Origin of the sequence: Corynebacterium sp. HMSC05D03 (assembly GCF_001807205.1) — a bacterium.
In the GTDB taxonomy this organism is placed as follows: Bacteria; Actinomycetota; Actinomycetes; order Mycobacteriales; family Mycobacteriaceae; genus Corynebacterium; species Corynebacterium aurimucosum.
Map to the genome: position 1 here is coordinate 13,581 of NZ_KV788165.1, position 21,611 is coordinate 35,191.

Annotated in this window: 17 protein-coding genes; 9 read left to right on the forward strand and 8 right to left on the reverse strand. The window is 63.4% G+C overall.

Features of this window, described 5'->3' with window-relative positions; translation table 11 throughout:
• Positions 1–37 precede the first annotated feature (37 nt).
• Positions 38–8,998 (forward strand): type I polyketide synthase, encoded by an 8,961-nt coding sequence (locus tag HMPREF3147_RS01890; protein ID WP_070443967.1) that lies wholly within the window; start codon positions 38–40, stop codon positions 8,996–8,998.
• A gap of 120 nt (positions 8,999–9,118) precedes the next feature.
• On the opposite strand, the gene HMPREF3147_RS01895 is transcribed toward HMPREF3147_RS01890, so the two are convergent.
• Positions 9,119–9,307, reverse strand: a complete 189-nt coding sequence (locus HMPREF3147_RS01895) for a hypothetical protein (protein ID WP_210384559.1) — start codon at positions 9,305–9,307, stop codon at positions 9,119–9,121.
• 127 nt (positions 9,308–9,434) lie between these two features.
• Between HMPREF3147_RS01895 and HMPREF3147_RS12815 the strand changes: the two genes are divergently transcribed.
• Positions 9,435–10,712, forward strand: coding sequence for a Fic family protein (locus HMPREF3147_RS12815; protein ID WP_070443973.1), 1,278 nt, complete (start codon positions 9,435–9,437; stop codon positions 10,710–10,712).
• 140 nt (positions 10,713–10,852) lie between these two features.
• Here the strand turns inward: HMPREF3147_RS12815 and HMPREF3147_RS01905 are convergent, their stop codons facing one another.
• On the reverse strand, positions 10,853–12,013 hold the full coding sequence (locus HMPREF3147_RS01905; RefSeq protein ID WP_070443976.1) for an RtcB family protein: 1,161 nt from the start codon (positions 12,011–12,013) through the stop codon (positions 10,853–10,855).
• 514 nt (positions 12,014–12,527) lie between these two features.
• Here HMPREF3147_RS01905 and HMPREF3147_RS01910 point away from each other — a divergent pair.
• Positions 12,528–12,965, forward strand: coding sequence for a hypothetical protein (locus tag HMPREF3147_RS01910; protein ID WP_070443979.1), 438 nt, complete (start codon positions 12,528–12,530; stop codon positions 12,963–12,965).
• Between the two features lie 164 nt (positions 12,966–13,129).
• Entirely contained in the window at positions 13,130–13,327 is a 198-nt protein-coding gene (locus HMPREF3147_RS01915) for a hypothetical protein (RefSeq protein WP_070443982.1), read from the forward strand.
• Positions 13,328–13,441: 114 nt separating this feature from the next.
• On the opposite strand, the gene HMPREF3147_RS01920 is transcribed toward HMPREF3147_RS01915, so the two are convergent.
• Complete coding sequence (locus tag HMPREF3147_RS01920; protein ID WP_246815688.1) at positions 13,442–14,626, reverse strand: YihY/virulence factor BrkB family protein; 1,185 nt, start codon at positions 14,624–14,626, stop codon at positions 13,442–13,444.
• Between the two features lie 84 nt (positions 14,627–14,710).
• Between HMPREF3147_RS01920 and HMPREF3147_RS01925 the strand changes: the two genes are divergently transcribed.
• Positions 14,711–15,187 (forward strand): S-ribosylhomocysteine lyase, encoded by a 477-nt coding sequence (locus tag HMPREF3147_RS01925; RefSeq protein ID WP_070443985.1) that lies wholly within the window; start codon positions 14,711–14,713, stop codon positions 15,185–15,187.
• A gap of 15 nt (positions 15,188–15,202) precedes the next feature.
• On the opposite strand, the gene HMPREF3147_RS01930 is transcribed toward HMPREF3147_RS01925, so the two are convergent.
• The gene (locus HMPREF3147_RS01930; RefSeq protein WP_070444152.1) at positions 15,203–16,324 is read right to left on the reverse strand and encodes a UDP-N-acetylmuramate dehydrogenase; all 1,122 of its coding nucleotides are present in this window, start codon (positions 16,322–16,324) and stop codon (positions 15,203–15,205) included.
• 24 nt (positions 16,325–16,348) lie between these two features.
• Between HMPREF3147_RS01930 and HMPREF3147_RS01935 the strand changes: the two genes are divergently transcribed.
• Genes HMPREF3147_RS01935 through HMPREF3147_RS01945 form a run of 3 tightly spaced genes read left to right on the forward strand, consistent with a single transcriptional unit; the run spans position 16,349 to position 18,498 of the window.
• The gene (locus tag HMPREF3147_RS01935) at positions 16,349–16,840 is read left to right on the forward strand and encodes a DUF2505 domain-containing protein (RefSeq protein ID WP_070443989.1); all 492 of its coding nucleotides are present in this window, start codon (positions 16,349–16,351) and stop codon (positions 16,838–16,840) included.
• Positions 16,841–16,867: 27 nt separating this feature from the next.
• Positions 16,868–17,677 carry a class I SAM-dependent methyltransferase gene (locus tag HMPREF3147_RS01940; RefSeq protein WP_070443992.1) on the forward strand — a complete coding sequence of 270 codons (810 nt, stop codon included), beginning with the start codon at positions 16,868–16,870 and terminating at the stop codon, positions 17,675–17,677.
• 23 nt (positions 17,678–17,700) lie between these two features.
• Positions 17,701–18,498, forward strand: a complete 798-nt coding sequence (locus HMPREF3147_RS01945) for an LmeA family phospholipid-binding protein (protein WP_070443995.1) — start codon at positions 17,701–17,703, stop codon at positions 18,496–18,498.
• Here the strand turns inward: HMPREF3147_RS01945 and HMPREF3147_RS01950 are convergent.
• Genes HMPREF3147_RS01950 through HMPREF3147_RS01965 form a run of 4 tightly spaced genes read right to left on the reverse strand, consistent with a single transcriptional unit; the run spans position 18,495 to position 21,065 of the window.
• Positions 18,495–18,950 (reverse strand): deoxyribose-phosphate aldolase, encoded by a 456-nt coding sequence (locus tag HMPREF3147_RS01950; RefSeq protein WP_070443998.1) that lies wholly within the window; start codon positions 18,948–18,950, stop codon positions 18,495–18,497. The genes HMPREF3147_RS01945 and HMPREF3147_RS01950 overlap by 4 nt on opposite strands.
• Positions 18,950–19,240 carry a DUF2516 family protein gene (locus HMPREF3147_RS01955; RefSeq protein ID WP_070444001.1) on the reverse strand — a complete coding sequence of 97 codons (291 nt, stop codon included), beginning with the start codon at positions 19,238–19,240 and terminating at the stop codon, positions 18,950–18,952. Before HMPREF3147_RS01955 ends, HMPREF3147_RS01950 begins: the two co-directional genes overlap by 1 nt.
• Before the next feature lie 13 nt (positions 19,241–19,253).
• On the reverse strand, positions 19,254–19,715 hold the full coding sequence (locus HMPREF3147_RS01960) for a CGLAU_01105 family protein (RefSeq protein ID WP_070444004.1): 462 nt from the start codon (positions 19,713–19,715) through the stop codon (positions 19,254–19,256).
• 15 nt (positions 19,716–19,730) lie between these two features.
• Positions 19,731–21,065: a DUF445 domain-containing protein gene (locus tag HMPREF3147_RS01965; RefSeq protein WP_070444007.1), complete on the reverse strand. Its 1,335-nt coding sequence runs from the start codon at positions 21,063–21,065 to the stop codon at positions 19,731–19,733.
• 171 nt (positions 21,066–21,236) lie between these two features.
• Here HMPREF3147_RS01965 and HMPREF3147_RS01970 point away from each other — a divergent pair, with 171 nt between their 5' ends.
• Positions 21,237–21,542, forward strand: coding sequence for a hypothetical protein (locus HMPREF3147_RS01970; protein ID WP_070444010.1), 306 nt, complete (start codon positions 21,237–21,239; stop codon positions 21,540–21,542).
• Positions 21,543–21,611 lie beyond the last annotated feature (69 nt).

Below are 21,611 nucleotides of genomic sequence, written 5' to 3' on the forward strand. Positions count from 1 at the left end.
TCATAAAACCGTTCCCCATCAGCTCAAAAGAGGAAAGATGCCTGTTACTATGCTGCATTCCATGCCCCGCCCGGCCGTACTTTTCGCCGGACAAGGCTCCGATTGGCAGGGTTTCATCACCACCGCCGCGCAGTCTGCCGCCACTGCTGACACCCTGCGCGAGACCCTCGCCCAGGCACGCAGCCTCACCGGCCCCGCCGCACGCACCATCGCCTCCACGTGCCCCGGCGCGCTCGAGCGCCTCGAGCAGCTCATTGCGGGTTCCACCGAGTCCACGTCCCTCGATGCCCTGCCGGCGGTCTCCATCCCCGGCATCGTCCTCGGCCAGATTGCCGCTATCGAGCAGCTGCGTGACCTGGGCGTCGACATCGACGAGCGCGCTGGGCATTCGCAGGGCAGCTTGGGCGCGTTGGCCGTCGACAAGCCAGCGCAAGCCCTGGCCCTGGCCATCCTGATGGGCACCGCCGCCAGCGCGATCAACGGCTCCGATCCGCGCTCCCAGATGCTGTCCATTCGCGGCCTGGAGCGCAGCTTCATCACCGAGTACCTGCACGGCACCGCCGCCATCGCCGTGGTCAACGGCCGCCGCCACTTTGCGCTGTCCGGCAGCCCGGAGGACCTGGCTGCCACCCGCACCGCCATCGACGAGGCTGTGAAGAGCTTCAACGCCGAGCTGGAGAAGCGTACCGTCGGCGGCGATGAGCTCAGCCCCCGCTTTGATGAGCTGCCCGTGGCCCTTCCCTTCCACAACCCGGTGCTCGCCCCAGCGGCCGAGCGCACCGTGACGCTGGCTAAGCAGTGCGGCCTCGACGCGGATGAGGCCCGCGCGCAGGCCGAAGCCATCCTCGTCACCGAACACGACTGGCCGGCCACGCTCGCCGCGCTCGACTCCGAGCACCTCATTGTTCTCGACCGCGCCTTGGCGAACATCACCCGCCGCGTGGTGGAAGGCACGGGAGTCACGGTGGTCTCGGCCGCCACCCCGCAGGAGCTTGATGCGCTGGCGACGCCGGGCGCTGAACTGCCCAAGGCCCTGAACTACGCTGACTTCGCCCCGCGCACCATCGAGCTTCCCAACGGTCGCACCTATACCCAGACCCGCTTCTCCGATCTCACGGGCCTGTCCCCGATCATGCTGGGCGGCATGACGCCGACCTCCGCTGATGGTGAGATCGTGGCCGCGGCAGCCAACGCTGGCCACTGGACGGAGATGGCCGGCGGCGGCATGTACTCCGATGAGGTCTTCCGCGCCCACCTGGCCACAATGGAGCAGCACCTGCGCCCTGGCCGCACGGCGCAGTTCAACACCATGTTCTTTGACCGCTTCCTGTGGAACCTGCACTTCGGCCAGGCGCGCATCGTGCCCAAGGCACGCGCGGCCGGTGCGGCTTTCAACGGCGTGTGCATCTCCGCCGGTATCCCGGAAGTAGAGGAAGCTGGCGAGCTGCTGGACCGCCTTCACGCCGATGGTTTCCCCTTCATCTCCTTCAAGCCCGGCACCGCGAAGCAGATCCGGGATGTGCTGGCCATCGCCACGGCCTACCCGGAGGACCGCATCATCATGCAGGTCGAGGACGGCCACGCCGGCGGCCACCACTCCTGGGTCAACCTGGATGACATGCTGCTGGATACCTACGCCGAAATCCGCCAGCACCCCAACGTCTACCTGGCGGTCGGCGGCGGCATCGCCTCCCCGGATCGCGCCACCTCCTACCTCACCGGTGAGTGGGCGAAGAAGCATGCTATGCCGGCCATGCCTGTCGACGCCGTCTTCCTCGGCACCGTCGCCATGGCCACCAAGGAAGCCAAGGCCACCGATTCGGTGAAGGACCTGCTGGTCAACACGGAAGGCATTTCGCCTTCCAAGAACGGCGGATGGGTCGGCCGCGGCACCGGTGCGAACGGCGTGGCATCCTCGCAGTCGCACCTTTTGGCGGACATCCACGACCTGGATAATTCCTTCGCCGCGGCCTCGCGCCTGATTACTTCCCTGAGCATCGAGGAATACCCGGCCCACCGCCAGGAGATCATCGACGCCTTGGCCAAGACCTGCAAGCCTTACTTCGGCGATGTGGAGTCCATGACCTACGCGGAGTGGCTCGAGCGCTTCGTGGAGCTGGCCCATCCGTTCGTGGATCCCAGCTGGGATGACCGCTTCTTCGATCTCCTGCACCGCGTCGAAGCCCGCCTGAACCCGGCCGACCATGGCCAGATTGAAACTCTCTTCCCCGCTGTGGAAGCTGTGCACGATGCCCCGCAGGTCGTGGCCAAGCTGCTGGATGCTTACCCTGCCGCACGCACCACCGAGGTCTCCGCGCGCGATGCCGCCTGGTGGATTTCCCTGCACTACAAGCACGTCAAGCCCATGCCGTGGGTACCGGCCCTGGACGGTGACCTGAAGTCCTGGTTTGGCAAGGACACCCTCTGGCAGGCACAGGATGAGCGCTACACCGCTGACCAGGTGCGCATCATCCCCGGCCCCGTGGCCGTGGCGGGCATTACCAAGAAGAACGAGCCCGTGGCGGACCTGCTTGCCCGCTTCGAGCAGGCCACCACGGATGCGCTGCTGGAGCAGGGAGTCAAGCCGCAGAAGGCTTTCTCCCGCCTGAACTCCGCCGCCGATGAAGCCGCATTCCTGCGCACTTCTCCTACCCTTCTGTGGCACGGCCACCTCATGGCCAACCCGGCTTATGAGATGGATGAGAACGCCTTCGACCTGCGCCAGGACGCCGAGGGCAACTGGGAGATTGTTATCACGGCGGACTCCTATTGGGATGACCTGCCGGAGGAGCAGCGCCCCTTCTACGTTCGCGAGGTCACCGTCCCTGTGGACCTGCCGGAGGATGTAGCCACGGGTGGCTCCCCGGTGGTCTCCGAGGAGCGCCTGCCTAACTCCGTCTTCACCCTCCTGGAGGGCTTGGCTGGTGTCGGCTCCACGGCAGAGCAGGGCGATGAGATCACTAAGATGCCCACCGTCGAGTCCGGCTACTCCTTCCACTTCCCTGCTTCGCTGCTCTCCGCACACAGCGCGGTGACCTGCGGTGAGTCCTCCACAGAGAAAGCCGGCACCCCGGATGTCCTGGTCGGCCCGTGCTGGCCGGCCATCTATGCCGCGCTCGGATCCGGCCGCCTAGAGGATGGCTACCCGGTCATCGAAGGCCTGCTTAACGCGGTGCACTTGGACCACGTCATCGACCTGCGCGTGCCGCTGGAGCAGCTTGCCGACGGCCGCCAGATCGACGTCACCTCCTCCTGCACCGCCATCGAGGAATCCGTCTCCGGGCGCATCGTCACGGTCGAGCTCGAACTCAAGGATCACGCCTCCGGCGACATCGTGGCCACGCAGATGCACCGCTTTGCCATCCGCGGCCGCGCCACCGGCACCGCCGCGCCGAGCCAGGCACCGGAGTGGGGCGGCGGCAAGTCCGCCACCAAGGTGGTGCCGACACCGCGCTCCTTCGTCGACCGCGCCACCGTCACCGCCCCGCAGGACATGACGCCGTTTGCGCTGGTTTCCGGTGACTACAACCCGATTCACACGTCCTATAATGCGGCCCAGCTGGTTAACCTGCAGGCACCGTTGGTGCACGGCATGTGGCTCTCGGCCGCGGCACAGCAGGTGGCCGGCCGCCACGGCCGCGTGGTGGGCTGGACCTATTCCATGTACGGCATGGTGCAGCTGGGTGATGACATCGAGGTCACCGTCGAGCGCGTCGGCCGCAAGGGCATCCACCAGGCCCTCGAAGTCACCTGCCGCATCGAGGGCGAAGTCGTCTCCCGCGGACAGGCCCTGCTTGCCGCGCCGACCACGGCGTACGTCTACCCCGGCCAAGGCATCCAGGCCGAAGGCATGGGCAAGGGCGACCGCCAGGCCTCTCCGGCAGCGCGCGAGGCCTGGCGCCGTGCCGATGCGCATACCCGCGAAAACCTCGGCTTTAGCATCCAGAAAGTCATCGATGAGAACCCGACGGAGCTCACCGTTCGCGGCACCACCTTCCGCCACCCGCAGGGCGTGCTGCACCTGACCCAGTTCACCCAGGTGGCCCTGGCTGTGGTGGCCTATGCCCAGACCGAGCGCCTGCGCGCCGAGGACGCCCTGGCCCCGACCTCCTATTTCGCCGGCCACTCCCTGGGCGAGTACACCGCGCTGGCCTCGCTGGCGAATATCTTTGACCTTGAGGGTGTCATCGACATCGTCTACTCCCGCGGCTCCGCCATGGGCAGCCTGGTCCCGCGCGATGCGGAGGGCAACTCCGAGTACGCCATGGCGGCACTGCGCCCGAACATGGCCGGCATTGATGCAGACAGCGTCGACGCCTGGGTGGCTGAGGTCTCCGAGGCCAGCGGTGAGTTCCTGGAGATTGTTAACTACAACATCCGCGGCCAGCAGTACTCCGTCGCCGGCACCAAGAAGGGACTCAAAGCCCTGGTGGATAAGGCCAATGCCATCGCCCCGCGCGCGGCGGTCATGGTCCCGGGTATCGATGTTCCTTTCCACTCCCGCGTACTGCGCGAGGGCGTTCCGGCCTTCGCGGAGAAGCTCGATGAGCTGCTGCCGCAGGAGCTGGATCTGGATGCCCTGGTAGGCCGCTACATCCCGAACCTGGTGGCCCGCCCCTTCGAACTCACCCAGGACTTCGTCGACGCCGTGGCACCGCTGGCTCCCTCCGGCAAGCTGGACGGGCTGAAGGTGGAGGACCTGAACGAGCACGAGCTCGCCCGCCTGCTGCTCATCGAGCTACTGTCCTGGCAGTTCGCTTCGCCTGTGCGCTGGATTGAGACCCAGGAGCTCCTCTTTGGCAAGGTCGAGCAGATCATCGAGGTCGGCTTGGCTTCTTCCCCGACGCTGACCAACCTGGCTACCCGCTCGCTGGCCGTCGCCGGCATCCCGGAGGGCACCATCCGCGTGCTCAATGTTGAGCGCGACCAGGAGCAGGTCATGCTTGCCGACGTCTCCGAGGCCCCCGCCGCCGAACCGGCACCGGAAGCCGACGCCGAAGAGGCACCGCAAGCCAACGAGGCACCAGCCGAGGTTCCGGCTGAGGCAGCTCCGACTGCACCGACTCCTGCACCTACCGCGTCAGCTGCGAGCGACGCCCCCGAGCTGCGCTTTGGTGCGGCGGAGGCCATCATGGTGCTCTTCGCCTTCCAGAACAAGATCCGCGTGGACCAGATCACGGACTCCGACACCGTGGAGGAGCTGACCAACGGTGTGTCTTCGCGCCGCAACCAGCTGCTCATGGACATGTCGGCGGAAATCGGCGTGCCGGCCATCGATGGCGCCGCCGATGCCGATGTGGCCACGCTGCGCGAGAAGGTCGCCACCGCCGCCCCGGGCTACTCCGCTTTCGGCCCAGTGCTGGGTGAGGCCGTCGGCGCGCGCCTGCGCCAGCTCTTCGGCGCTGCGGGCCTCAAGCCCACCGCCGTGGCGGACTACGTCACCGGAACCTGGGGCCTGCCCGAATCCTGGGTTGCCCACGTCGAGGCGGAAATCCTGCTGGGTTCCCGCGAAGAGGACTCCGTGCGCGGCGGCTCGCTGAGCACCGTGCCTGCCACAGCAACCTCGAAGTCCGCAGCACACGAGCTGATCGACGCCGCCGTCCAAGCCGTCGCCGCTACCCACGGTGCCTCTGTGTCCAAGGGCGCGGCCGCCGGTGGTGCCGGTGGCGGTGCCGTGGTGGATTCCGCAGCGCTGGATGCTTTTGCCGAGACCGTCACCGGTGAGAGCGGCGTGCTGGCTACTGTTGCCCGCCAGGTTCTTTCCCAGCTGGGACTGGATTCCGAACCGGAGCTCATCGAGGCACCTGATACCACCGTTATCGATGCCGTCGAGGCAGAGCTCGGCTCCGGCTGGCTCAAGTCCGTCACGCCGTCCTTCGATGCCAACAAGGCCGTGCTTTTCGACGACTCCTGGGCCATCGCCCGCGAGCGCCTCGCCCGCCTAGCACTGGGCCAGGCAGAGTACCCGGTGGACAGCTTCCGCAGTGCCGGTGAGGACCTGGCGCGTCAGGCCCGCTGGTGGAAGCGCGAGGACATCGCCGAGGCCGCCGTGGACACCACCCCCGGCGCGTTTGCCGGCGAGGTTGCCCTGGTCACGGGTGCTGCCCCTGGTTCCATCGCCACCGCGCTGGTCGAGCGCCTGCTGGAGGGCGGCGCGACCGTCATCATGACCGCCTCCCGTGTCAGCCAGGCCCGCAAGGAATTCGCGCGCACGCTCTATGCCGAGCACGGCGCTGCTGGTTCCGCCCTGTGGCTGGTCCCGGCGAACCTGTCGAGCTTCCGCGATATTGACGCGCTCATCGACTGGATCGGCTCCGAGCAGCGCGAGTCCGTGGGCAACGAGGTCAAGATCCTCAAACCGGCCCTCACACCGACGCTGGCCTTCCCCTTCGCCGCGCCAAGCGTATCCGGTTCGCTGGCGGATGCCTCTGGCACCACCGAGGCCCAGGCCCGCCTGCTGCTGTGGTCCGTGGAGCGCACCATTGCGGGGCTGGCAAGGCTGAGCCAGGAGGATGTGGACAAGCGCTGCCACGTTGTCCTTCCGGGCTCGCCCAACCGCGGCACCTTCGGTGGCGACGGCGCCTACGGCGAGGTCAAGGCCGCGCTCGATGCCATCCTCAACAAGTGGAAGGTCGAGGCCGGCTGGCCGCAGGGTGTCACCCTGGCGCAGGCCAAGATCGGCTGGGTTGCCGGCACGCACCTCATGGGCGGCAACGATGGGCTGGTGCCCGCCGCCGAGAAGGCCGGCATCAAGGTGTGGAGCCCGGAGGAGATTTCCGCCGAGCTCATGGACCTGGCCAGCGCCGACTCGCGCGAGCAGGCAGCCCACGCGCCGGTGGAGAAGGACCTCACCGGCGGCCTGGAGGGCTTCTCCCTCAAGGAGCTTGCTACCGATGTGGAGCCGGCCGAAACCACTGGCGCAGTTCCGAACGAGGATAAGGACGCCCCCGCCACCATCACCGCGCTGCCCAACCAGGTGCAGGCAGTACAGCCTGGATTGGAGGAAGAAGTTGGCCAGGTCACCACGGACCTAGAGGACATGGTGGTCATCGCCGGCATCGGCGAGGTCTCCTCGTGGGGCTCCGGCCGCACACGCTTCGAGGCCGAGTATGGATTGCAGCGCGATGGTTCCGCGGAACTGACCGCCGCTGGCGTACTGGAGCTGGCCTGGATGACCGGGCTGGTGGAATGGCGCGAGGACCCGCACCCGGGCTGGTTCGTGGTCGAGAGCGATGAGGAGATCGCCGAGGAGGACATCTTCGAGCGCTTCCGCGATGAGGTCGTCGCACGCTCCGGCGTGCGCACGCTGACGGATAAGTATCATCTCACCGATCGCGGCTCCATCGACCTGACCACTGTCTTCCTGGACCGTGACGTCACCTTCACCGTGGATTCGGAGGCCACCGCCCGCGATATCCAGGAAGCGGACCCAGAGTTCGTCACCATCGTCGAGGTGGACGGCGAATGGCAGGTCACCCGCCGCCAGGGTGCGACCGTCAAGGTGCCGCGCAAGGCCACGCTGACCCGCACCGTCGCCGCCCAGATGCCGGATGACTTCGACGCTGCCAAGTGGGGCATCCCAGAGCACATGCTCGACTCCCTGGACCGCATGGCGGTGTGGAACCTGGTCAGCGCGGTGGATGCCTTCACCCAGGCCGGCTTCTCCCCGGCGGAGCTGCTGCGCTCCATCCACCCGGGCCAGGTGGCCACCACGCAAGGCACCGGTATCGGCGGCATGGAGTCCCTGCACAAGGTCTTCGTCACCCGCTTCCTCGGTGAGGAGCGCCCGTCCGACATCCTGCAGGAGGCCCTGCCCAACGTCATCGCGGCGCACACCATGCAGTCCCTCGTGGGCGGCTACGGTTCCATGATTCACCCCATCGGTGCCTGCGCTACCGCGGCGGTGTCGATTGAGGAGGCCGTGGACAAGATTGCCCTGGGCAAGGCCGATGTGGTCGTGGCCGGCGGTATCGACGATGTCCAGGTGGAGTCCCTCCAGGGCTTCGGCGACATGAACGCCACCGCGGAGACCGCCAAGATGACCGCCAAGGGAATCGATGATCGCTTCATCTCCCGCGCCAATGACCGCCGCCGCGGCGGCTTCCTCGAAGGCGAGGGCGGCGGCACGGTCCTGCTCGTTCGTGCCTCACTAGCAGCCGACTTAGGACTGCCGGTGCTCGCGGTGGTCGCCCACGCGGCCTCCTATGGCGACGGCGCCCACACCTCCATCCCGGCCCCTGGCCTGGGCGCTCTGGGTGCTGGCCGCGGCCGGGAGAACTCCCGCCTGGCGCGCTCGCTGCGCGGTCTGGGCCTGACACCGAACGACGTCAGCGTCCTGTCCAAGCACGACACCTCCACCAACGCCAACGACCCCAACGAGTCGGAGCTGCACTCCCTGCTGTGGCCGGCGATTGGCCGCGATGAGGACCAGCCGATGTTCGTCATCTCCCAGAAGACGCTCACCGGCCACTCCAAGGCGGGTGCCGCGCTCTTCCAGACTGGCGGCATCATCGACGTCTTCCGCACGCACCGCATCCCAGCGAATGTGTCTCTGGATTGTGTTGACCCACTCATCGCCCCGAAGGCGCCGAACCTGGTGTGGCTGCGTTCCCCGCTGGACCTCGGCTCTGCGGGCCACAGCGTGAAGGCCGCGGCACTGACCTCGCTTGGCTTCGGCCACGTCAGCGCGCTCATCGTCTACGCCCACCCAGGCGTGTTTGAGCAGGCCGTGTCCCAGCAGCGCGGGGCGGACGCCGCCGCCTCGTGGCGTGAGCGCGCCGAGCAGCGCCTACGCGCTGGCCGCGCCCACTTCGAGGCCGGCATGCTGGGCCGCGCCCCGCTCTTCGAGGTCATCGACGGCCGCCGCCTCCCAGCACGCGACGCCAAGGTGATGATTGACGGCTACGGCCTCGTCGACGCAGACAAGGCCGCGGAAATCTCCATGCTCCTCGACGCCGATGCGCGCCTGGGCGCAAACGGTGAATTCCCGAGTATGTAGTCGTTAGCTAACTGGCTGGCCAGACCAGCCAGTAGTAGATAGAGCTCCGGCCCGCTTCCTGAAAAGGGAAGTGGGCCTGAGCCTTTTGTATCCGCCATCGAATCGGCTACTACGTTTCAGCTAACGCTCGACCAACTTTTGCTTCTCAGGGTCATAAACGGCGGAAACGATATCGCCAGTCTGAATCATCTGAATCGCCTGATTGATCACCGGAAGCGGCGCGACGAACCACTCATGGGGATTGTAGGTGCGCCCATCGATCCCAACCTGAGACACCTTCAACCGCACGTCCGCAAAGCAGTGACTCACGATAAGAGTTATCTGGCGCATTGCGCTCGCAGTCCACCGGGATAACTGCTATCCCGGTAAACTAAGATATCGATCTACCGGGATAAGTCATATCCCCAGTGCGTCGAGCGCATGAGAGGAGTCAGCTGTGGCAAAGACAGTCGAATTGGAATGGATCCCTGCTGATGGCAGCGGTCTTTCTCGACGCGCCAAGCAAGGCGGGAAGTATTATGCTTTTGTTCCCGATCCCCTCGCAGGTATGTCGTTGAAGCTTCCGTCCGAGCTCTCGCGACGTATCGTTCGCATCGAGCGGGAGATTCACAATCTTGGGATGAGAGACAATACCCACTCGCTTGAAGGAGTTGCGCGACTCCTGCTCCGTTCTGAGGCCGTCGCTTCCTCCCGGATCGAGGGAATCGCTCCCAACTCCGACAAAGTAGCCATGGCGATCCTCGCGCGTGAATCAGATTCCGGAATTCGGGGTTTCAAAGAATCCGCAACAGCTGTCGCCCGCAATGTCGCCATCCTCGACACCATCAATGCAGACTTGGCTTACAAAGACGAGCTGGTCCTGGATGACATTGTTGCAATGCAGACTGCACTCGTTGCAGAAAAGCCTTTACAAGGAGTACGTACTACTCAAAACTGGATTGGCGGGTCTGACTATCACCCCATCGGTGCGGCTTTTGTCCCCCCGCCTCCTGTAGAAGTCCCAAGACTCCTCGACGATCTCATTGAATACTTCAACGGGGCAGACCACGCCGCGCTCGTTCAAGCAGCGCTCGTTCATGCCCAGTTCGAGACCATCCACCCATTCCCGGATGGGAACGGGCGCGTGGGACGAGCCATGATTCACGCGCTTTTGCAGCGCAGAGGGCTCACCGATGCTGCGGTTCTCCCCGTCAGTATGGTTCTGGCAACGCTCGGTGACCGTTACGTCGACGGACTCACGAAATTCCGCGAGGGTGACGTGCTGGCATGGATCTCTTTCTTCGTCGAGGCTGCACAAGTCGCCACCACCAAAGCAGCTGAACTTGCGGATAGCGTCGCCGCGCTAGAAGCAGAATGGATGGACAAGGTCAATCACCACCGCACTGCGCAAGGAAGCAAGCGCGCATTGAAATCGAATTCAACGGAGTTCCAACTGCTCAAGAAGCTTCCTGCCATGCCTTTGGTCACGGTGTCCATCGTGAAGTCCGAGCTGGGGATTTCATCGACAAGCACGGCCCGAGATGCTCTCGATTCACTCACCGACGCTGGCATTCTGCGTAAGAAAGTCATCGGTGCGGGCGGGCTTCTCGGTTACTTCGCTGACGATGTTTTCATGTTGGTCGACGATGCTGAACGCCAACTCGCCTCGACGCAGTTTAATACTCAGCTTTCACCCCCGACCGGCCGAGCAGTTCCAGCCCTTCGCGATAAATAAGCAGTAATCAATAGTGGTCACGCACTTCGTTTCCTTGCATAAGGCAAAGCGTCGTGCTGATGCGACGCTGCAGGAGGAGGGGGCGTCGGAAAGCTCAAAAGAGACCGTCACTAAAAGTGACGGTCCCATCATGGCGCAGGTTAGGTGCCCTTGACGTTGAGGATCTGGCGCAGGGTGTGCTTGACCTCAACGAGCTGGGCGGCATCGGCCATCACGCAGTCGATGTCCTTGTAGGCGTCCGGAATCTCATCGACGAACTCGGCGCCGGGACGGTAGACGATGCCTTCCATGCGTGCGGCAAGGTCCGCCTCGGTGAAGCGGGCCTTGGCCTGGGTGCGCGACATGACGCGACCCGCGCCGTGCGGCGCAGACTTGAGGCCCGGCGGGTAGCCCTTGCCTTCCACGACGTAGCTAGCGGTGCCCATCGAGCCGGGGATGAGGCCGCGGTCGCCTTCGTCCGCCTTGATGGCGCCCTTACGCGTGAGCCACACATTTTTGCCGTAGTGGCTCTCACGTTGGGTGTAGTTGTGGTGGCAGTTGATGCGCTCGAGCTCGAGGGTCTCCCGGTCTGCGCCGGCCCAGGTGGCGACGCAGTCGAGGAAACGGTCCATCATCTCATCGCGGTTGAGCAGCGCAAAGTGCTGTGCCCAGTGGAGATCCGCAATGTAGGAGTCGAACTCTTCCGTGCCCTCGACGAGGTAGGCCAGGTCCTTGTCCGCGAGCTGGATCCAGTGCTTCTCGCAGTGACGCTGCGCGGCCTTGATGTGCTTCTGTGCGATCTTGTTGCCCACGCCGCGCGAGCCAGAATGCAGGAACAGCCAGACGCGGTCCTCTTCGTCGAGGCAGAGCTCAATGAAGTGGTTACCGCCGCCCAAGCTGCCCAGCTGCTGACGCCAGTTTTTGGAGTGGCCGAGATCCACGCCAGTGTCCTGGGCCAGCTGCGAGAGCTCGCGCGTGCGGGCCTCGGTGCGCGGGTCCATGATCCAACCGTTGTAGTTTCCGGGCGAGAGCGGAATGGAGTCTTCGACCGCGGTGCGCAGGTCCTCGAGAGCGAAGTCCTGGATGTCCGCGTGGGTGAGCCCCGTGCGCACGGCAATCATGCCGCAGCCGATGTCCACGCCGACGGCCGCCGGGATGACGGCGCGCAGCGTGCCGAAGACAGTGCCGACCGAGGAGCCCTTGCCAAAGTGGGCATCAGGCATGAGCGCCACGTGTGGGTAGACGAAGGGCAGGTCAGCGACGAGTTGTGCCTGCGCCACCGTCTTGTCTTCAACAATGGAGGCGAAGTTGTGCAGGCGCATAAGAGAGCCTTTCTCTGCGTTTGCGTAACGCAGTTCGTGAGAAAGGGCCTGCTTGGGCGGCTGACTTATAAGTTGTGCGCGCGGGTCGCGCGGCTGGCACCAACGTCCGGGATAAGCAGGGCCGCTTTCCCGGGAAATGGTCAAGTCAGCCTGTTAGAAGAGTTGCTTAAAGAGGCGTCCTAGCGGCTGATTGTTATGGGTCATCATCGCGGTTCGCCTCCTTTATGCTTTCTTGTTCTTCTTCTTTCGGGCTGTTAGTGCTGCGTGTGAGCCTACACGATCTACGCGATTTCTACATGCGATTGATGATGCAAGGAAATTCACCCAGCCACGAAAACTTGACACCGTCCATTCAACCGCATTCACTGCCTGCTCATTTGTTCGTCCGTCTGGCGGGGTGTCGTGCGCCGTGACAAGCTTCGTTTAATCGTTCAGCCCGCCTCGCCCTAGTCGAGAGTGGGCTGGATCTTTATCTGGGTTATGCAGCAAGAGTGCACTGGGCAAGGCCGACGTCGTGGTCGCCGGCGGCATCGACGAGCGCTTCATCTCCCGCGCCAACGACCCGAACGAGTCCGAGCTACACTCCCTGCTGTGGCTGCGCTCCCCGCTGGACCTCGGCTCTGCGGGCCACAGCGTGAAGGCCGCGGCACTGACCTCGCTTGGCTTCGGCCACGTCAGCGCGCTCATCGTCTACGCCCACCCAGGCGTGTTTGAGCAGGCCGTGTCCCAGCAGCGCGGGGCGGACGCCGCCGCCTCGTGGCGTGAGCGCGCCGAGCAGCGCCTGCGTACTGGCCGCGCCCACTTCGAGGCCGGCATGTTGGGCCGCGCCCCGCTCTTCGAGGTCATCGAGGGCCGCCGCCTCCCGGCACAGGACGCCAAGGCCGCCGAGATTGCCATGCTTCTCGACGACTCCGCGCGCCTCACCGAGGACGGCACCTACCCCACCGCCTAAGGTGCTAGCCCCTAACAGCAAGCCCTAAGAACAAGCCGAGGACGTCCGCTCAGAAGCGGGCCTCCTCGGCTTCTTTTCTATCTGCGCACATATCACTTCGTGATAGTTTTCCCATAAAGCACCGTTTACTTAATTGTGAGACTTCCACGAGCCAGGGGTGAAGCATGGATATTGAGAAGTTCCTCATCACAGCAGTCGGCGTGCTCAGCGTTGTGTGCCTTATCGGTTGGCTCATGGCTGATTATGAGTGGGCAACCAAGACCACAACGATCACGGGCTTCGGTTTCCTCATCTCAGCACTGCTTGAAAAGCACAGGCAAGACAAAGCCTCGGGCCACCGCCGGGAAGAATCCGCACAGTGACAACTTGCCGGGTGGGCGCGCAGCGCGGAAGGTACACCTTCCCTCGGCTTCACAACTGCCCTATCTGCCAAACTTAGCGCCGATCCATGCAACGCGAGGGCAAGGTTTTGTCAACTAGGCGCGTTCTTCCATTGCTTCCTCTGGAAGCTCATCCTGCACCTGCCGCGCGTTATCTGAAATCTCACGCGCCCTCTGCTCCAAGCTCTCCTGCGCGCGGGCTTGGGCTTGGGAGGAGCTATCGGAACGCGGCGGAGCTTGGATGAAACGCTCGGAGTGCAATCCCAGCTGCAGCTCCTTAGCGCGCAGCACCTCGGCATCAATCTTGATGCCGACGATGAGCACCGTGTTCATCAACCACGTGGCCACGAAGACCGCCATGACGGTACTCAACGCACCATAGGCGCTGGCCGCGGCAAGATACTTCAGGTAAAGGCCTACCAATCCCCAGGACACAACCGTGCCCACGAGCGCCACCACGGAACCGGAGGTTATCCACCTAAAGCGCCCGGGACGCACGTTGGGACCGAAGTGATAGAGCACCGCGATCAGCGTGAGAACCACAACCACAGTGACTGGGAAGCGCAGCCAGTTCCACACCGGGAGGAAGATTCGTACCAAGTATGTGGCGGCATCCTCTAGTCCTACGTTGCGTGCAAGCGGAATCAATCCTTCATTAAGAACTGCATCACGCAGCAAGTTGGCAAAGAGCACGATGACCGCGCCGACCACAATGACTGCTGTCAGCCCCCACATCAGCGCCCACGTGCGGATGATGCCGCGGCCTTCCACCCGGCCGTACACGGTATTGGCTGTCCGCGAGAAGGCCCGCACATACGCCGACGCCGAAAACAGCGAGATGGCCAGGGAGATGATCAGAGCCAACGTACCCTGCGCGCTGGAGCCGATAATCGTGCCGACGACCGTATGGGCTTGTTCTGATAGCGACCCGGGAACGTATTGCTCAATGAACTCAGAAGTCAGCTGCTCCACTTCCGCTTGGCGGGAGGAGAAGATAAGCGTAGCGATGGAATAGGCGGCCAGCACCGTAGGTGCAAAAGCCATGAGCGTGAAGTAGGTCATCCCGGCGGCGCGGTCCATGAAGGCATCGTGGAAGAAGTCATTCCACGTGCGGCGGATGACCAGCCCCCAGCTCTCCTTGCGCAGGCGGTTACCTTTAGCGAGGGGGTTGCGCTCATCATCGTGGCCTTCGACTTCAAGGATGGTCGAGCTCTTAAACGGCACGATAGTCTCTGGCTCTTCGGCCGGAATAGCGTTGCCTCGGGTCTCCTCTTCGCTCATATCTGACCAGCGTATGCGGCACAGCCCGCATACAGGGGAAGGACACTCAGACCACAGGCTAAGCCGTGGTTACACTGGGGAGGCATGACTGAGAAGAACACCGACAACAAGATCAACGTAAAGTCCTTCGAGCTTGACCACCGGCTTGTCGACGCCCCCTATATTCGCGTCGCCGACCGCACTGACCTGGGCGGCGGGGTCGAGATTATCAAGTATGACCTGCGCTTCTGCCAGCCCAACAAAGAGCACCTCGGCACCGAAGCACTGCATTCGGTCGAGCACATGATGGCCAACTTCATGCGCAACTACACCGACAAGCTCATCGGCTTTGCACCAATGGGCTGCCGTACCGGCTTCTACGCCATCACCAACGGCATGGAACAGGACGAGCTGCTCCGCGCTGTCGAGGGCGCACTAAATGACATTCTCAATGCCACCGAGGTTCCTGCCGCCAACGAAGTGCAGTGCGGCTGGGGCGCCCACCACTCACTCGAGGGCGCACAGGAGGCCGCACGCAATTTCCTCGCGGCCAAGGATGAGTGGCTCAACGTCATGGCCTAGCCACCCAAGTCCTCCTTAAATGCTCACACCCAGCCAGATGGGCTCCGGCTCCAGCGTCACGCCGAAGGCCTTCTGAACCCCGGCGCGGATGTCGCGGGCCAGCGCAACGATGTCGTCTGCGGTGGCCTCACCACGGTTGGTCAGCGCCAGGGTGTGCTTAGTGGAAAGTGTTGCCTTCGCGCCCGACTCTTCACCTGGGTAGCCCTTGGCAAAGCCAGCGCGCTCGATGAGCCAGGCAGCGGAGAGCTTTTCCTTTCCTTCTCCAGATGCGGTGCCGCTTGCCGGCACCGCATGGCGGGGCATGCGGTCAGCATCCTCGTCGCCGCGGGTGGCGCGGACGGCTTCCTGGATGGAGTCAGCAAGCTGCGGCTCCACGATGGGGTTGGTAAAGAAAGAGCCGGCTGACCAGGTGTCGTGGTCGTCTGGGTCGAGCACCATGCCCTTGCTGCGGCGCAGCGCTAGCACTTCCTCGCGGACCTCGGCCACGGGGCGGCGCTCACCGGGGTTCTGAGTGAGCTGGCCAAAGCGCAGCGGCTTGGATAATCCATCAGTGGTCAGCTGCAGCTCAATAGCCAACACCACGCCGCGGCCAGTGAACTTCAGGTTGGAGTAACGGTAGGCCAGCTCCAGTTCCTCGGCCGGTACCCACGTCGCGGTGCGGGTAGCGCGCTCATAGAGATAGACCTGCGTGAGGACGTCGGAGGTCTCCGCACCATAGGCGCCGACGTTCTGTACCGGTACGGCACCTGCATTGCCCGGGATGCCGGAAAGGCACTCGATGCCGCCCAGACCGCACTCCACGGTCAGGGCCACGACGTCATCCCACACCGCGCCCGCATCAGCGCGCACGAGTCCGTTGGCCACGGTGACGTCGATGTCCTCGAAGTCGAGGGTGACCACCACGACATCCAACTGGCCTTCCGCCACCACGAGGTTGGAGCCGCCGCCGACAACGAGGTAGTCCTGGGAGGACTCGTCAAGCGTGGCCAACGCAGCGATAGCGGCCTCAGCGCTGGCGCAGCGCACCGTCACCAGCGGTGCACCACCGATGCGCAGCGTCGTGAGATCGGCGAAGGTGGTCTCGGAATCCAGAGTGACTCCGTCAATGTCAGCGAGGGTCAGGAATTTATCTAGCACGTCTACCAAGGTAGTCTGTAACTCATGTCAACCCGTAGCGAAAACACCGTTATCATCAACCAGCCCATCGATAAGGTGCACAAGGCACTGACCACACGGGAGTACTGGGACTTCATCGTGGCCAAGCTGTCCCCGGAACCGGGTACCGTGCACGAGTTCACTGGCAACACCGCTGTGCTCTACGAGATTCTTCCGACCTCCCTCCTTCCGGAGGCCGTTCGCGCCATGGTCTCCCAGGACCTGAAGGAAAAGCGCACCGTGACCATCGGCGAGCTGGTGGACAATCAGATTTCCGTCTCCTTCACCGCTGACGTCAAGGGCACCCCGGTCGACTTCAAGGGTGACATCACCTACAAGGCCCAGGATGAGACCACCGTTCTGGATTACGTCACCGAGGTTTCCGTCAACATCCCGATGATGGGCGCTGCCATCGAGCCGAAGGTCGCTGAGGCCCTGCAGGAGCTCTACACCAACGAGGGCAAGCTCACCGAAGAGTGGATCTCCAACAACCTCTAAACAACTCCCTACACCACAGTTGTTGCCATGGCCGATCACGCGCATAACCTGAAAGCTCAGGAAAGCGCTGGTCGGCCTTTCGGCGTTGTTACCCGCGGCACCACCAACCCCAACCGCCTGCGCCGCTGCGATCGCTGGATGGTGGCGCACCCTGAAATCTCTTCGCTGCTGCGCTCCACGAGTAAGCCGCTGGCTCTCGACGTCGGCTACGGCGCCTCCCACACCACCACCGTGGAGTGGGCGGGCTGGCTGCGCAGCGTTAACCCGAATACCCGGGTAACGGGCCTAGAGATTTCCCCCGAGCGCGTCTTGCCGCCGCGCGATGGCGTCACCTTTGAGCTGGGCGGCTTCGAGCTTGCCGGCTACCGCCCGCAGCTAGTGCGCGCCTTCAACGTGCTGCGCCAGTATGACGTTGACCAAGTAGAGAAAGCCTGGAACACGGTGACCTCGCGTCTTGCTCCGGGCGGCTTCTTCGTGGAGGGAACCTGCGATGAGCTAGGGCGCAGGGCGGCCTGGGTGCTTCTCAGCGCCGCCGGTCCACGCACGCTGACCCTCGCCTGGGATCCCTTCGACGTTCAGCGCCCCAGCGATATCGCGGAGCGCCTGCCCAAGATCCTCATCCACCGCAACGTGCCGGGTGAGCCAATCCATGAACTCCTGCAAGCGGCCGATGCCGCCTGGGACCGCGCCGCCGGCTGGTCTCCTTATGGACCGCGGGTGCGCTGGCGCATGGCGCGTAAAGAACTCCGACAGACAGTGCCCATCCATCCGGTGAACCGCCGCCTGCGGGATAACGTGCTCACAGTGGATTGGGAACTCGTAGTTGGCCAACTTTAAGCCCGTGCGCCACACTAGTAGTCATGGCTTCTTCTAAATCTCCCGCCTCAACGGCCTGGAAAATTTTCATCGGCGTGCTCGTTGCACTCCTGCTCATCATCTTGGTAGCTGAGCTCGGTATACGCTGGTTCTTGGGCTCACAGATGAAGAGCGAATTCACCCAGTCCGCCAAGGAGCAAGGCGTGGAGACCTCCGAGGAACCGGAAGTAAGCTTTGGTGCCAGCCCCATGGTCTTTGGCATGCTCAACGGCAAGATTCCGCAGATGGATATGAAGACCCCGTCCACGCTACAGATTGAGGGCACTAACATCATCGGCCAACCGGCCGCTGATATTCACGTCGAAGACATGACGCTGTCCCAGGAGCCGGTCGCGGGCACGCTGCGGGCTTCGACGACGGTCCCGGATCAATTCCTACTGGCCAGCTTCCAAAAGGCTATTGCTGAGCAGTCCGGCTATGACGCGCTGGGCAACCTCGTGGTGACCGCGATTACCGCCAACGATGCCGAGGATGACCTCGAAGTGGAATTTGCCGGTGGCCTGGCCACGCTCTCGCTCAAGCCGGAAGCTCGCGACGGCAAGCTCGCCATCGATGCGAAGGAAGCATCGCTCTTCGGCTTCGACCTGCCCGAGCAGGCCACCTCCGCGATTTCGAATGCCTTGGCCGAAGGCATGGAGGAACAGCTCGCGGGCCAGCAGCTGACCTTCGAATCCGTGGATGTTGGGGCTGGCGAACTCACGCTCACCCTCATTGGCCACGACGTTCCGATGAGCGAGCTCGATTCCGCTACCGCACCAGCACAGCAGGCACCGGCTAATTAAGAATTAAGACTCTCCACGGACAGTTGCGTATCCAGGGCTTCGTCGTCTGAAACGACGGAGCCCGTTTCAATGAGGCACTGATAACCTGCCTGTTCGGCAGCACGCAGATACTCCGCCACCGGCAGAGCTGGATGCTCAGGAAGAATGAGCCCCAAGCGCACGGGCAGCGGGCAGGCTTCGCGGAGGGTGACGAGCTCGGAGAGGAGCGAGGTGGCATCCCCTAGCAGCGCATCCACCGCAACCCACACCTCGGCCGCACCTGATTGCACGGCCAGCCGCGCTTCTGCCGCCTTCACCAAGGAGTGGTGGCGCCCGGTGGGATAGCCGGCAACTGCAATGACGTGCTCTGCGCCCTCGGCGGCAAGCACGTGGTGCGGGGAGACAAGCGCTCTTTGCTGCCCCGCTGACTGGGTTCGCGCCTCCTCCACGGAGGCCTCAAGCAGGTTCAGCATTAGTAGGAATAATCGCCGTTGATGATGGCCTTGAGCTGCGGGCGCACATCGAACCAGTACACGCCGGTGATGATGGCGCCAATCCAGCTGACAAAGGGCAGCGGCAGGTTCATCAACAGGGCAGAGCCGACGAGCAGCCCGACCCATACCCACTTGTTCTGGCGGTCACCGGCGCGGAAGGCGTCCTCCCGCGTCATCGCTGCCAGAACGGCACCAAAGAGGGCGAAGAGGGATACCGCCATGAAAATGTACTGCGGTATCGACGCAATGGTGTTAAGAAAAGTGTGCATCAAGAAAGACTAACTAGTTCTCGTCAACTACTTCGCCGTCAATGACATCGTCATTCGGCTTCGGGGCATAAGGGTTGCGCGGGCTCTGCGGCTCCTGCGGCTGCTGGGCATGCTTGCCCTCCGCGCGCTGCTCCTTGGCATTGTTGATAGCGCCCTGCACACCCTCACGGGTCTCGTTGAAGGCGGTGTTGAAATCCTCACGAGCCTTCTCGAAAGACTCCGAGTTGCGGGTCTCACGGGCGGCGGAGGACACAGACTCCCCAATATTCTTCGCCGTGGAGGTCACGCGGTCGAAGAAGGACTCCTCCTTCGCAGTGCCATCACCCATGCCCGCCTCATCGGCAGCACGCGCGATGCGATCCGCCTGCGCACTCTGGGCTTGGTTCTGGCGCTCCTCCTTGAAACGGCCACCAAAATCCTTGGCCACATCAAAAGCAGAGGAACCGGCATTCTTGATTGAGTCAAATACGGACATGGTCGTCACTCCTTGTTAGACGCCAAAAAGCAGATGATTAACAGTGTAGATAACCAACCCAGCCAGCGCACCCACGACCGTGCCGTTAAGGCGAATGAACTGCAGGTCCTTGCCCACCATGAGCTCGATATTCTCGGAAGCCTCCTGGGCATCCCAACGCTTAATGGTCTCCGGAATAATCGCGATGATCTCCGGCGCGAACTTCTCCACCGCGTAGCGCGCGGCCTTATCCACCAGCTCGTTGGCTTGGGCCAGGAACTCCGAATCCTCCAACAGACGGTGCGCCAATTCCTTCACCTTGGCGGTGATCTTCTGACGCAGGAAGGACTCCGGGTCGGTGAGCTGCTCAATGAGCGTGGAGGAGACCGTCGCCCACATCGCCGCCGGTGCCTTCTGTGCCTGATCCGAGGCCAGCATCTCCTGCTTAATTCCCTCGATGCGCCCGCGCATATCTTCATCCCACTGCAGGTCCGAGGCCAGCTTGGATAGGTTGCGGCGAATGGCCAGGCGGGCCTCGTGGTTGCCGTTGCGGCGCACCTCATCGGCGAATTCCACGAGCTCTGCGTAGACCTTCTCCCCCACCATCTCGCGGGCAAAGCGCGGCGCCCAGCCTGGCATGCGCTCATCGATGGCGGTGACCACAGTGGATTCCATGCCGAGGATTTTCCCGTGTGCCCACTCGATGAGGTCATCCTCCAACGGCCGCGCCTTGCCATCCGCGATGTAGCCCTCCAACAGGCGTCCCAGCGGCGGGCCCCACTCCGGCTCTGCCAGACGGTCCATGACTTGGGTGCGGATGAACTGCTCCGCCTCCGCCGGGTCTAGGTCTGCGACCACGCTGGCTGCGCGCTCACCAATCCACGCGGAGACCTCCTCCGCCCGTCCAGGCTCCACGCCCTGGTGCGCCAGCCACAGCGGTATCTCGGCCTCCCGCACCTTGGCGCTGAGCGCATCCGCGGTGAGGAAGTTCTCCTCCACGAAGTCCTTGAGCGCATCACCCACGCGGTCCTTGTTGTTGGGGATGAGTGCGGTGTGCGGGATGGGCAGCCCCATGGGCCGGCGGAACAGCGCGGTCACGGCAAACCAGTCCGCCAGTCCACCGACCATTCCTGCCTCCGCTGCCGCACGCACGTAGCCCACCCAGACCGGAGCCCCGCTTGCCGACGCCTGCCACCACGAGCACCCCAAAAAGATCACCGCCGCACCAATCAGGAAGGACAGCGCAATCGCCTTCCAGCGGCGCAGGTCCGCCCGGCGCGCCTCCTGGTTTCCTGGCCGCGGCACAAACGACGTCTGCGCCGCCGACGTTTCCTTAGCCGGCTCAAGCCCTGCGTCTGCGCGGTGCGTCATGGGTTGGTTCTCCTTGGGGTAAACGAGGCTTCGTGATGGATAGCTAATCCATCAATCAACATTAGTGCGCGTAACGGACACACTCGATCGCCGCCAACACTAAGATCGACTCCTAGCTTTATGAACGCCAGCCTGCCGAGGGCTATTCCACTGAATTGAAGGGTGAACTAGGTGGCAAGACTCAGCCTCAAAGCAATCGAAGAACGCATCAAGCCGCTTGCTGGGAAAGATGAGTATGACCGCGAGTTCATCTTCGATCTCATGCTCGCCTACGGCCGTTCCAAGGGAAATATCACCCGCCTTCGTAACGGCTCACTCAACATCGCTGACGATCTGGAACACGAAGTAGCTCAGAAGAATGTCATCTACTTCCGCGAAACGACAGGTGGTCTGACTGAATTCCATCGCGCCCCTGTTTATAAACAAGCTCAAAGGAGGATTTGCCAAGACCTACGCCAACGCCGAGCAGCTGAATAAGCTGCTCGGCCCACGAGTGGGGTTGCCCGCAAATCGTGGACACGTAGTGGAGCTACCTAGTGGTTAGGC